This window comes from Carboxylicivirga agarovorans (assembly GCF_050589845.1).
Taxonomy (GTDB): domain Bacteria; phylum Bacteroidota; class Bacteroidia; order Bacteroidales; family Marinilabiliaceae; genus Carboxylicivirga; species Carboxylicivirga agarovorans.
Genome location: NZ_JBNGPA010000008.1, coordinates 35,172 through 47,503 on the forward strand (window position 1 = coordinate 35,172; position 12,332 = coordinate 47,503).

The 12,332-nt window shown below is 40.3% G+C and carries 11 protein-coding genes and 1 riboswitch; of the genes, 9 read left to right on the forward strand and 2 right to left on the reverse strand.

Translation table 11 applies throughout. From position 1 onward, the window contains the following. Positions 1–32 precede the first annotated feature (32 nt). A complete protein-coding gene (locus tag ACRD69_RS10455) occupies positions 33–1,508 on the reverse strand; it encodes an arylsulfatase (RefSeq protein ID WP_430815028.1) in 1,476 nt (491 codons plus the stop codon). Between the two features lie 94 nt (positions 1,509–1,602). After that, positions 1,603–3,960, reverse strand: a complete 2,358-nt coding sequence (locus ACRD69_RS10460) for a type IA DNA topoisomerase (RefSeq protein ID WP_430815029.1) — start codon at positions 3,958–3,960, stop codon at positions 1,603–1,605. Between the two features lie 401 nt (positions 3,961–4,361). Between ACRD69_RS10460 and ACRD69_RS10465 the strand changes: the two genes are divergently transcribed. The 9 genes from ACRD69_RS10465 to cobU all read left to right on the forward strand — a co-directional run bounded on the left by ACRD69_RS10465 (position 4,362) and on the right by cobU (position 12,301). Beyond that, the gene (locus tag ACRD69_RS10465) at positions 4,362–4,553 is read left to right on the forward strand and encodes a cold-shock protein (RefSeq protein WP_212189250.1); all 192 of its coding nucleotides are present in this window, start codon (positions 4,362–4,364) and stop codon (positions 4,551–4,553) included. Between the two features lie 589 nt (positions 4,554–5,142). Beyond that, positions 5,143–6,444, forward strand: a complete 1,302-nt coding sequence (locus ACRD69_RS10470; RefSeq protein WP_430815030.1) for a M18 family aminopeptidase — start codon at positions 5,143–5,145, stop codon at positions 6,442–6,444. Positions 6,445–6,689: 245 nt separating this feature from the next. After that, complete coding sequence (locus ACRD69_RS10475; protein ID WP_430815031.1) at positions 6,690–7,238, forward strand: DUF4136 domain-containing protein; 549 nt, start codon at positions 6,690–6,692, stop codon at positions 7,236–7,238. Positions 7,239–7,431: 193 nt separating this feature from the next. Then, a complete protein-coding gene (locus tag ACRD69_RS10480; protein WP_430815032.1) occupies positions 7,432–8,130 on the forward strand; it encodes a YkgJ family cysteine cluster protein in 699 nt (232 codons plus the stop codon). 21 nt (positions 8,131–8,151) lie between these two features. Then, positions 8,152–8,910, forward strand: a complete 759-nt coding sequence (locus ACRD69_RS10485) for a hypothetical protein (protein ID WP_430815033.1) — start codon at positions 8,152–8,154, stop codon at positions 8,908–8,910. Positions 8,911–9,087: 177 nt separating this feature from the next. After that, positions 9,088–9,281: riboswitch (cobalamin riboswitch) on the forward strand. 81 nt (positions 9,282–9,362) lie between these two features. Beyond that, complete coding sequence (cobT, locus tag ACRD69_RS10490; RefSeq protein ID WP_430815034.1) at positions 9,363–10,397, forward strand: nicotinate-nucleotide--dimethylbenzimidazole phosphoribosyltransferase; 1,035 nt, start codon at positions 9,363–9,365, stop codon at positions 10,395–10,397. Positions 10,398–10,418: 21 nt separating this feature from the next. Next, positions 10,419–11,222, forward strand: a complete 804-nt coding sequence (locus ACRD69_RS10495; protein ID WP_430815035.1) for an adenosylcobinamide-GDP ribazoletransferase — start codon at positions 10,419–10,421, stop codon at positions 11,220–11,222. Further along, positions 11,223–11,792 (forward strand): alpha-ribazole phosphatase, encoded by a 570-nt coding sequence (gene cobC / locus ACRD69_RS10500; RefSeq protein WP_430815036.1) that lies wholly within the window; start codon positions 11,223–11,225, stop codon positions 11,790–11,792. It begins immediately after the preceding gene. Continuing rightward, positions 11,792–12,301, forward strand: a complete 510-nt coding sequence (cobU, locus tag ACRD69_RS10505) for a bifunctional adenosylcobinamide kinase/adenosylcobinamide-phosphate guanylyltransferase (protein ID WP_430815037.1) — start codon at positions 11,792–11,794, stop codon at positions 12,299–12,301. The genes cobC and cobU overlap by 1 nt, the downstream gene beginning before the upstream one ends. The last annotated feature ends 31 nt before the right edge of the window (positions 12,302–12,332 follow it).

Consider the following 12,332-nt stretch of genomic DNA (forward strand, 5'->3'; position numbering starts at 1 on the left):
TACCGCAATTAATATTTTTTAAAAGCTTTGCCCTATTGTGGATAATTCGGGCTGATCAGGATATTTTTATCGAAAGGTGTCAGTTTTCCTTTTGTCACGTACGGTTCACCCCTCTCCCTAAGGTGGCTGATCATTCTTTTACGCCATTGCTTCATATCTTTTTTATAAGCAGCGTCTGTCAGTAAATTGCGCTCTTCTCCCTTATCATTTATAAGGTCGAATAATTGCTCTTCACCTGTTTTAAAAAACCAGACATATTTCATTTTTCCATCGGTAAGGGCACACCAGTAATTGTGCTCATCGTAGGTTGTCGCATGCTCCAGATCAATAAATTCACGCCATTCACCATCTTTTCCTTCAACAATATTCATCATCGATTGGCCATCCATCTCTGCCGGAACTTCTGCTCCGCTAGCATCAAGCATGGTAGGTAAAATATCACGCAATTCAACGCAATGCAATTGTTCACCAGACGTTTTCGCACCGGCAGTATGATTCTTAGGCCACTTTAGAATAAAAGGCACTTTGGTTGAACCTTCATAGGCATATGTTTTGCGCCAGTGGTTGTGGTCTCCCAACATATCGCCATGGTCTGAGGTGAAAATTATCAATGCATTATCATACATGTCTTTTTCTTTCAACACATTAATAAAGCGTCCGATCTGTTCATCAATAAAGGTGATAGCAGCATAATAGTGCCGGCGCGAATTAAGCGCATGGTTCGTTCCATAATCACCAAATGCTGCATCCTTGCTTTCCGGATAATCAGCAAATTTACCTGCCCACTCTCCCATATACGGTTCGGGAATGCTGGCTCCTTCATACATATCCAGGTAACGTTTTGGCGGATCATAAGGGCTGTGCGGACGAGCAAAGCTCACTTTCATAAACAAAGGCTTTTCCTCACCATAGGTTTCTACGAAATCAATAGCTTTTTGGGCTGTCCAGTATGTCGGATGCAGATTTTCGGCCAACACATAAGTCCCTGCCCTGTGTTCATTCCAGCCAATCCCTGTGGCATCAGGATCTAAATGGGGCGCCTGCTCCCTGAACCACGTTCTGTAATCACTCTCAAAATCATCCGACTCAACCCGTCCGCTTTCATCCAGGAATGTTTGGTGAAAACCATGCAGGTTACGCTGAGGGTGCCAATGCATTTTACCTATCCCAAGGGTATAATAGCCATTGTCCCGCAACATCTGAGGCATCTCATATCTGTAATGTTCGGCCACTTTATAGTAACCCAGCATACCATGATTCCAGGGAGACATACCCGTTAGCAATCCTGCGCGTGCCGGTGTACAACTCGGAACTGAGGAATATCCGTTGGAAAACCAAACCCCGTCATCAGCCAGCTTATCAAGATTAGGTGTTATTATATCTGGATTCTCTTTCCCAATACAATCGCCCCTCTGCTGATCGGTCATTATTAAAAAAACATGCGGCTTATCTTGTGCAGACACAAATGCACACAGTGATACAAGCAAGACAAAAAACAGCTTCTTCATGATCTTTTTATTTGACTATTCCTTACAAAATTGCAGAATCTGACATTCTGGCAACAGATAAATATGTTCAAATGAGGGTAATTTGGTGGAATTCTTATTCAACTGAGAGTTGACCACCCTCCTTAATGATAATTCGGCCATTGAACACCTCATTGTTATCCGGATTAATAAAGCCTTTAATAAGAGGTGTTTTTTGCTTCAGCACTAAAGCTTCGACCTGTTTCTCGGTTAACTTTTTGCCCAAAAACTCAAAAGGAATGCGCAAACGACATCCATTATTGAAGTTATTACAACCATAAGCAGCCTTTCCTTTAACAACAGTACCTACTTTACACACAGGGCATATCCATAGGGCCGCTTCGGTCTTTTCAAAAGTCAATTTGAATTCAGCATCGAGCTTAACTACTCCGTCAACTTTGTTGTCACCATCTGCAAATCCCTTGATCTTAGCTGTTTGCCCTTTAATAATAAGTTGCTCAATTTGCTTATCACTTAGCTTCTTCCCCATGAACTCAAAGGGGATAAGCGTTTTGCATCCGTCTTTATATTTGGAACAGCCCCAGGCCGATTTTCCCTTCAGCATGACCCCTTCCTTACATTTAGGGCAAGTCAGTTCTTTGGGTTTAGAAGCGCTTTTTTCCTTTGTCGCTTTCTTTTTCTTTTCTTCCTCCGTAACTATTTCAATCTTCTTCTCACTTCTGTCGTGCTTCACATGAAAAACAATATCAGATACCATCTGCTTGAGCTCATTCATAAACTCACCGGCATCGTATTGCCCTTTTTCAATCTCGCGTAGTTTCTTCTCCCATATACCTGTTAGTTCGGCCGATTTCAGCAACTCATTTTTAATGGTATCAATCAACTGAATGCCAGTCACAGTAGGATGCAAATTCTTACGTACCTTAGTAATGTATTTACGACGAGTAATGGTTTCGATAATAGCAGCGCGGGTTGATGGTCGTCCTATACCATTTTCTTTCATGGCATCGCGTAACTCTTCATCATCAACCTGCTTACCAGCCGTTTCCATGGCGCGCAGTAAGGTCGCTTCGGTATATGGCTTTGGAGGCTGTGTTTCTTTTTCTATCAACAATGGCTCATGCGGCCCTTTTTCACCAACCGTAAACTCAGGCATTATATCATCCTGCTTTTTCTCAGCTTCTTTACCATCCATAAACACAATGCGCCAGCCCGGCTCAAGCAACTGTTTACCGGTCGCCTTAAAATCAACACCGTTAATATCGCCCAGCACCTGGGTATTGGAAATGGTCGCATCGGGATAAAAAGCTGCAATAAAACGACGAGCGACCAGTTCATACACCAGTTTTTCATCCCTACTCATATTGTTGGCATAAACCCCTGTGGGAATGATGGCATGGTGATCTGTTACTTTTTTGTCGTCAAAGACCTTCTTCGATTTCTTAAGCTTGGCTTTTAACAAAGGCTCAGTCAGGGTATGATGATCTTTCATCCCCTTTAATATACCTGGCACTTTCGGATATATATCATCGCTAAGAAAAGTGGTGTCAACACGCGGATACGTTGTCAGTTTCTTTTCATATAAGGACTGAATAGTTTTAAGCGTTTCCTCAGCTGAGAAGCCAAACTTTTTATTGCACTCAACCTGTAATGAGGTTAAGTCAAACAAGCGCGGAGGTGCTTCTTTCCCTTTCTTTTTTGAGAAGTCCTTCACCTCAAATTCTGTCGACTTAATGGTTTCAAGGTAAGTATCTCCTTCTTCTTTCTTTGTAAAACGTCCTTTGGTGGCCGAAAACACCACATCACGATACTTAGTCTTCAACTCCCAAAACGGTTCAGGCTTGAAGTTATCAATGGCTTTTTGACGTTCAACGATCAATGCCAGTGTTGGTGTTTGTACCCTTCCGATGGAAAGCACCTGTCCTTGCTGGCCATATTTTAAGGTATATAACCTGGTAGCATTAATTCCCAGCAGCCAATCACCTATAGCCCTCGATGTGCCAGCTGCATATAAATTATTAAACTCATCGTTTGAACGAAGCTTCTCAAATCCTTCCCGGATCGCTTCTTCTGTTAGTGAAGAAATCCAAAGTCGCTTAATGGGGCATTTAGTACCGGCTTTATGCAATACCCAACGCTGAATCAACTCTCCCTCTTGTCCGGCATCACCACAGTTCACAACCTCTTCAGCATTTTGTACCAGCTTTTCAATGGTTTTGAACTGCTTTTCAATACCCGAATCACTTATCAGCTTTATACCAAAACGAGATGGTATCATAGGCAACCATCCCATGCTCCAACGCTTCCATTCGGGCAGGTATTCATGCGGCTCTTTAAGAGTGCAAAGGTGACCAAAAGTCCATGTAACCTGGTAATTATTGCCTTCATAATAACCATCACGCCTGGATTTCGCACCAACTATCTGGGCAATTTCATTCGCTACACTCGGTTTCTCAGCAATACAAACAATCATTGACTTTCTTTTACTGCGGATTCAGACTACTTTATTAACTAATGCTATAATCGGCTTCAATTTTGTTTTTTTTGACAATACCAAGACAACTGATCCAGGCATCAAAAACAAAATTGGGGCAATTTTTTAAAAGCGAATATACTATTTCCTGAAAAAATACACTTTCAGCAAATTAAACGAGTTATCAACATTTAAAATTAAATCCTTGACTAACAAGTAAAATAATTTTAATAAATCATTAACTTTTAGTGCATTTATGTTGTTTTTTAAATAAATTGAAGTTTTTTGAATCAAATACTCGGTAAAAAGAGAACATATGTCAAAAATGTTCCTACATTTGTTACCGAACAATTATTTACAAGAGGCTCCTTAATACAAATACGCCTCACAATTTTTTATAAATGAATAAAGGTACAGTAAAGTTCTTCAATGATTCTAAAGGATACGGATTCATTAAAGACGAAGAAAGCAACAAAGAGTACTTTGTGCACGTAACAGGTCTTATTGACGAAATCAAAGAAAACGATGAAGTTACTTACGAGCTTCAAGAAGGCCGTAAGGGTTTAAACGCGGTAAATGTAAAACTAGCATAGATTAGATTTATATTTAATGAGATTATTAAAAGCTGTTTCCGTCGAAGCAGCTTTTTTTCGTTTTATACAATTGATTAAATGAATTTATCGGATAGCGGATCATGTTACGATTAAGACCATGGCATCCTTGATGAATTCTTCCGTTCACACAAGCCAATCTCCTCCTTCATTCTTGTATATCTCTCCACTGCCTGCTCGCGCCGTTTGTCCCTGCTCAGACGGGAGACATGTCAAGGCTCTGTCAAAACTATTGCTTTGAAAGGGAAAGGTATTTAAATGTTGAACTTAGTAATCAGGCAAATTCCTAAGCCAAAGCCATTATAATCTGTTAGTTGAAAATCAGCGAAGCTAAATCCGATTGATCCATGGTTTGTAATTATAAGCTGTAAATCAGTTCTGAAGGAATTTATCGGCTAAATTGGAGAATCGCCAAACATCATACTATGATACTGCTATTGGATTTTTCATTGTGTAGAATCCTCTTATCGATACCATAGCCGATTCTAAGCAATAAATGACCTTTCTCATCTTATCTGAATCTGAAAATCTATATCTTGCCATTTTTGATAACATCCATAAACATATTATAATGGCACAAGAGATTAAACTGGCAGAAGAATTAATTGAGTTTATCCATCAAAGTCCAACGGCCTTTCATGTTGTAGAAAATACGGCAAAAGAACTGGAGGCAAATGGCTATGAATACCTTGACATTACTTCTCCCTGGAATATAACCAAAGGTGGTAAATATTACACGACCAAAAGTGGTTCGGCATTATTTGCTTTTCAAATCGGAACTGATGAAACAGAAAATATTGGTTTAAAACTGGTTAGTGCACACAGTGATTCACCAGGTTTCAAAATTAAGCCACAGCCCGAAATGCTTGTGGACAACAAATACCTTAAACTAAATACCGAAGTATACGGAGGTCCTATTCTGATGAGCTGGCTCGATCGTCCACTATCATTGGCCGGACGTGTTTTACTAAAAGGTGAAGATGCTTTAAACCCAAAGCACCAGTTGGTTGATTTCAGAAAGCCGTTATTGATCATCCCTAGTGTAGCAATTCACCTTAATCGTAGTGTTAACGATGGCATTGAGCTTAACAAGCAGGTTGATATGTTACCACTAATGACCATTGTAAAAGACACGCTTGAAAAGGAGAACTACCTTCTTAAACTTATTGCCGATGAGTTAAAAGTCAACAGCGAGGACATTCTTGACTTTGATCTGTTTGTATATGAATACGAAAAAGGATGCCTTGTTGGTCCGAATCAGGAGTTTATTTCGTCGCCTAAACTTGATGATCTGGCAATGGTACACGCCGGATTAAAAGCATTAGTGGCAAGCGATAACCCCGCATCAACCAACATTCTTTGCGTATTTGACAATGAAGAGGTTGGCAGTGTAACCAAGCAAGGTGCCGGTTCGCCAGTATTACGCAACATAATTGAACGCATAATGGAAAAACTGGGCAAATCACAGGAAGATTACCAGCGTACCATTTATAAGTCATTTATGATTTCGGCTGATATGGCGCACTCTGTTCACCCTAATCATCCTGAAAAACATGATCCTGTGCTTCATCCGCTTATGAATGCAGGTCCTGTTATCAAAATCCATGCTAACCAAAAGTACACTACCGATGGTGAAAGTGGAGCCATATTTGAATCGATTTGTAAACAAGCCGATGTACCTGTTCAAAAGTTTGTCAATCGCTCTGACATGGTGGGTGGCTCAACTCTTGGAAACGTTTCTACAGGTAAAATTGATATTCGTACCGTAGATATAGGTAACCCTATGCTGGGTATGCACTCGGTTCGTGAGTTAGGTGGTACAAATGATCATACATATGTGATGAAGGCCTTTGAAACATTTTACAATATGTAAAAACCTTTGACGAAGAAGCAAAGTGGCGTCAAAAGCTTGCATTATACACTGATATTGCCCTTTGTTTCAGCGGGCTGACAACTTATTATTAAATCACGCCCGGCATAATATTAAAACATTTGATGGCAGTGCTTTCTTCAGCACTGCCATTTTTATGCTCAAAAATGTTACTTTTAAGCCAAACTTAATTTTGGAGAGACATAATATTTTAAAGAGAAGTTGAATTAAACCTAAAACTCAAATACATGAAATTGAAGAACATTCTATTTATAACACTTATCATTGGCTCATTAAGCGCATGTAAAACAACAGAGATATACTCTGACTTTGATCCTAATGCCAAGTTTGACAGCTACAGCAACTTTATGGTGTTGCAGCATATGAAATCAATGCCTGTCAATGACAATACCAAAGGATGGCTGCATTCAGCGATTAATAAGCAAATGACAAGAAGAGGCTATAACGAAAACAAGAGCCCGGATTTGCTGGTTAAGGTGATGATCAAGACACAAACCAAGGAGACAACATCATTGCAACGTAATGACAATTTCTATTATGGCAGCACATATTACCCATATGGATGGGGTTTAAACACAGGTGTTAATAAGGTTAGCTATGACACACATACCGAAGGTACCATCATTATTGATATTATCGACCGTGAGAAAAAAGAGTTGATCTGGCAAGGAAGAGCCAGTGGTGCAGCTAAAAATGGAAAGAAACTAACGGAAGAATCAGTTGACAGGATCATTAATAAAATTTTTAATACATATCCTTTGGCTCCCTCAAAATAGCTAAACAATAAAATAAGCGAAAGGGTGACCGGCAATAAACTGGTCACCCTTTTTGCTTTAAATAATTATTACTTTTGTAACAAGCTTGGTTCGTTATTTAAAAACGGTTAATATGCATTAACACGGCAAAAAACAGTCGCACATTAACTCCAATTCGTAATACAAGCCTAATGGTAACAAGCAAATTAGCACAATGAATAAATCAGAACTCTCAGATACCGACAAGGCCTTTTTTCAGGATGGCTTACGACTAGCAGACACCATTGTTGACACTCTTGATGAGAAGAAATTATGGCAGGCAACCAGACAGGAGCAAGACGCCATGGAAGGTCTTATTGGCGCCTTGAGCGAGGAAGCTCAAAAGCACAATGTAACCATCAATTGTCGTAAAGGCTGCAGCTGGTGCTGTCATCAGCCTATTTTTGGTGTTTCACACGAATTTCATTATCTGTGGCAGTTTATCCAGCTCAACATGAGTGAAGACGAACAGAAAGAGGTGCTTCAAAATGCTTTTGACAACTACCAGAAACGAGGGCGTTTATCCCAGTCAGAACTGGAAAAAAGTAAACTCCCCTGCCCCTTGCTGAAGAACGGTGCCTGCAGAGCCTATCCTGCCCGCCCAATGGCTTGTCGTATATATTTATCAATGTCAGAGGCCAGCTGCAAACAGTATCACGATCACCCTGAGGATGAAAAAAACTATCCGGCATTACTCGAATTTCCCCTACGTGCCGGGCAGATGATGAACGAAGGCTTTTCTGAAGGCCTGAAGAAACTTGCCATCAGCAACAATGAATACCTGATGGAAGAAGGATTATTAATTGCTCACAACAACGGAGAAAAAACAGATAAAGATCAATTAAATAGGCACCCGCTTTTTAAAGAATTGTAAACCAACAAACCTACCTTACCCATGAACCAATACAGCTCTAACGAAGAACGCAGAAAATTTCGGATGCGTACCATTATTATATCATCAATACTGGTACTTAATGTGGTAGTTATCTACCTGTACTACTATGTTTTGGTATTTAATGCCATTGCACCTGGAAAAGTATATGGCGAAAGTATCTTTAAAGGAGGACGCTACGAAGTCTATACGCTTAAGTATTATTACCAGCACAATGATATCACCTACTTTGATAAGATCGACTATGTAATGGGTCAGGATCTGGAACTAGGCGACTCACTTAATTTCAGGGTTCTGAAACCATATCCTCCCAAGCACATTGTTGACAGGGTATTTCGTGACGCATCAAAAAGGCATGAGTACGACTGTGAAGACGGCTTTATAATCAGATATAACGAAGAAATTAATGTGCATAGTGATTATCTCAATGATGATGCAGAGCTAATAAGTACTCAAAGAGATAATCGCATTAAGCTATCGCCTCAAACACCACAAAATATTATTGAGGATGTAAGCCGGGCCATTGACAACATACGCTTTAACAGAGGCTCGATTATTGACTATTATATGCTTAAGGCGGTTGATAATTCCATTTACCTGTATTCGGTTTATCATTACATGAATGATTTTTCAACAGATGCCATGCCTGCTAAAATCATTTACCACGAGCTGAAAAAGCTAATGCCTGACAAAGACATTTATATTTCAGTTCTTGATATGGATAATGCCAAGAAAGAGCATATGTTGGATACTCAATGGTGATGATACTAAAGCAATGTAATCCCTTTTTGTCCTCGCCACTTCCCGACTGTAAGATCTGCAATAACAATGTGAAATTCAGGCGTGTGTTTAACTGCATGCTTAATCACTGATTCACAAACACTGGTAAGTGCAACAGATAATTTCGGCCAGAACTAAGGTCTTAAGCTCTATTATTTCTATTTTTGCAACTGTTAAGGTGCATAAAGCTTAAAATGGGAATCCGGTGCTGCAGTTTGCAAATTCCGGAGCTATCCCCGTAGCTGTAAGCCTCATTGAACAAGTTTTGTAGTATACCACTATCTGCTTTGGGCCGATGGGAAGGTAACAAGACTGAGGTAAGCCAGAAGACCTGCCTTAACATGATACTTCGGGGTAAAGTGAAAATGATTAGCTTTAAGCTAATGCCTTTCATGTATCCTCCTGAAGCATGTTAAACTATTAAACAATTAACAATGCAGGAGTCAAAAATCACTACTGTTGAAAAAAGTCTGGATGAGCAAATCCGGAAGAAAATCGATTTAAAGACCAAGCCTCTGGGTTCGTTGGGCACATTGGAGAAGATCGCTTTTAAAGTGAGCCGTATTCAAAACACCTTGTCACCGCAACTCAATAAACCATCTATATTGGTTTGTGCGGGCGACCATGGCATTACCCAGGAAAAAGTAAGTCCTTTCCCACAGGAAGTAACCTTTCAGATGGTTATGAACTTTTTAGGTGGCGGGGCCGCCATCAATGTATTTTGCCGTCAGCACAGCATTAATTTACTGGTGGCCGATACTGGTGTCAATTTTGACTTTGAACCATCGGAGCAACTGTTGGATTTAAAAGTGAGAAAAGGGACTCGCAATTTCGCTGTTGAACCTGCCATGACAGTGCAAGAGTGTGAAACCGCCATGAAAAACGGTGCCTCAGTGATCGAGAAACTTCATAAAAACGGCACTAACATTGTTGGCTTTGGCGAGATGGGCATAGGCAATACAACTGCAGCAACAGCCTTGCTCTGCAAATATGCCGGCTACAGTGCATCTGAAGCGTCAGGTGCAGGCACAGGACTTGATGCTGAAGGTATTCAACACAAAGCAGCAGTTATTGAAAAAGCCTTAGCCTTACATACCGACACAACAGATGCCGTGCAGATTTTAGCCACGTTTGGCGGATATGAAATAGCAACTATTTGTGGCGCTATTTTAAAAGCTGCTGAACTAAAAATGATTATTCTATCAGACGGCTTTATCGCCACATCAGCCCTCATTGCAGCCCATGCTATTAACCCTCATGTAACTGAGTATTGCTTGTTTGCCCACGAGTCCAATGAACAAGGTCATAAATTGATGCTTCAGCACCTGAAGGCCGAACCAATTCTTCATTTAGGCATGCGCCTAGGCGAAGGAACCGGCTCGGCAGTTGCTTTCCCAATTATTCAGTCGGCTGTTAATTTCATCAATGAGATGAGTAGTTTTGATGACGCCGGAGTGAGTAATTTATAATAAACAGAGGACGGAAGAACGATGAAACAACAAATTAACCTGCTGCTTACCGCTTTTGGCTTTTTCACACGTATACCCATTCCATTTAAAATAGCCTTTTCGCAAGAGAACCTGAATCGATGCAATCGTTACCTGCCAATTGTGGGATTGCTTGTCGGCAGTATCACTGCATTGGTATTCTACCTTGCTTCACTATTTTTACCAGGTACAGTAGCTGTTATCCTGTCAATGATCACATCGGTATTGCTAACAGGTGCCTTTCATGAGGATGGCTTTGCCGATGTCTGCGATGCTTTTGGTGGTGGCTGGACCAGGGAGAGGATCCTTCTTATCATGAAGGATTCCAGAGTGGGAGCTTATGGTGCGATTGGCATATTTCTTTTATTACTGCTGAAATTCGTGGCAATTAATGAAATACAAGCCGATTTGGTCATTAAATCAATTATCTCGTCACATGTAATAAGCCGCCTAATGGCCGTGTGGACAATGCATTCATTAAACTATGTCAGGGAAGATGAAAGCAGTAAATCAAAACCTATCACCAAATCACTTCAAAACAAAGATCTGGCATTGGCTTTTATGCTTTCTCTTCCTGTTTTACTTTTATTTGGTGATGCCTTGTATTTTGTCGTTCTTTTACCTGCTTTTATTGCCAAATTTTGGCTGGAACGCTATTTTAAAAAGTGGATTGGTGGTTACACAGGTGACTGTTTAGGTAGCATACAACAAGTTACTGAAGTTGTTATTTACCTGACAATTCTGGCTGTTGCAAACTACCAGGCACATCAATATTCCTTTGACATTCAATTAAACAACATCTTTTAAATGGACATCTGGTTAATCAGGCATACAACCCCCGACATCGACAAAGGCATATGCTATGGACAGCTCGATTTAAACATTATTGATTCGTTTAAAAAAGAAGCTGATGCTATTAAAACACACCTGGCAGCTATAGATTTCAAACAGGTATTTGCCAGTCCGCTGGTACGCTGTAAAAAGCTTGCTGAAGAATTATTTCCCGAACATGAAATTACATACAGTAATCTTCTTAAAGAGATTGACTTTGGTGATTGGGAAGGTAAACCCTGGGAAGCCATACCCCGGAATGAAATGAATCAATGGAGTGATGACTACATTAACAATCAGGTTCCCAATGGAGAAAGCTTCAGACAGCTACTTGAGCGAACAAATGCTTTTATTGACGGACTTAATACCGACTCTGACGACACCATTGCTTTAGTTACACATTCGGGAATTATCCGTGCCTTTCTGATCAGGTACCTTCAAATACCGGAAACAAAAGTCTTCAGCCTTGATTTATCCTTTGGTTGTATTGTTAAAGCCACAATTCACTCTGAAAAGTATCAGAAAGTAAAATTTATTAAAGCATAATGGCAAAAATCATTCTTATAACAGGCGGACAACGTTCAGGCAAAAGCTCTCATGCACAAAATATGGCACTGCAGTTATCTCCAAATCCCATTTACCTGGCTACCTCAAGAATTTGGGATGAAGAACATCAACTAAGAATAGAGCGTCACAAAGCCGACCGAGGTAATGAATGGGTCAATATAGAAGAAGAAAAAGAGCTGTCGAAACATAAATTCGAAGGCAAAACCGTACTAATTGATTGTATCACCCTGTGGTTAACCAACTTCTTTTTCGATAATGATAGCGCCATTGAGCAATCGCTTGAAGAAGCGAAAGCTGAGTTTAATGTCCTGGTACAACAAGAGGCTACCTTTATATTTGTCACCAATGAGATAGGTCTGGGCGGTATGCCCGAAAATCCTGTTCAGCGAAAATTCACCGACCTGCAAGGCTGGATGAATCAATATATTGCAGAGCGTGCAAACGAAGTATACCTGATGGTATCGGGTATTCCGCTAAAAGTAAAATAACAAAGATGCCCCCGGTTTCCCGGGGGCATCA

Excerpts from the sequence above, each read along its gene's own strand:
- ACRD69_RS10475 (WP_430815031.1), top strand. The coding sequence starts at position 6,690 with ATGAAATTGAAGAACATTCTATTTATAACACTTATCATTGGCTCATTA.
- ACRD69_RS10470 (WP_430815030.1), top strand. The coding sequence starts at position 5,143 with ATGGCACAAGAGATTAAACTGGCAGAAGAATTAATTGAGTTTATCCAT.
- ACRD69_RS10495 (WP_430815035.1), top strand. The coding sequence starts at position 10,419 with ATGAAACAACAAATTAACCTGCTGCTTACCGCTTTTGGCTTTTTCACA.
- ACRD69_RS10485 (WP_430815033.1), top strand. The coding sequence starts at position 8,152 with ATGAACCAATACAGCTCTAACGAAGAACGCAGAAAATTTCGGATGCGT.
- ACRD69_RS10465 (WP_212189250.1), top strand. The coding sequence starts at position 4,362 with ATGAATAAAGGTACAGTAAAGTTCTTCAATGATTCTAAAGGATACGGA.
- ACRD69_RS10460 (WP_430815029.1), bottom strand. The coding sequence starts at position 3,960 with ATGATTGTTTGTATTGCTGAGAAACCGAGTGTAGCGAATGAAATTGCC.
- cobT (WP_430815034.1), top strand. The coding sequence starts at position 9,363 with ATGCAGGAGTCAAAAATCACTACTGTTGAAAAAAGTCTGGATGAGCAA.
- ACRD69_RS10480 (WP_430815032.1), top strand. The coding sequence starts at position 7,432 with ATGAATAAATCAGAACTCTCAGATACCGACAAGGCCTTTTTTCAGGAT.
- ACRD69_RS10455 (WP_430815028.1), bottom strand. The coding sequence starts at position 1,508 with ATGAAGAAGCTGTTTTTTGTCTTGCTTGTATCACTGTGTGCATTTGTG.
- cobC (WP_430815036.1), top strand. The coding sequence starts at position 11,223 with ATGGACATCTGGTTAATCAGGCATACAACCCCCGACATCGACAAAGGC.
- cobU (WP_430815037.1), top strand. The coding sequence starts at position 11,792 with ATGGCAAAAATCATTCTTATAACAGGCGGACAACGTTCAGGCAAAAGC.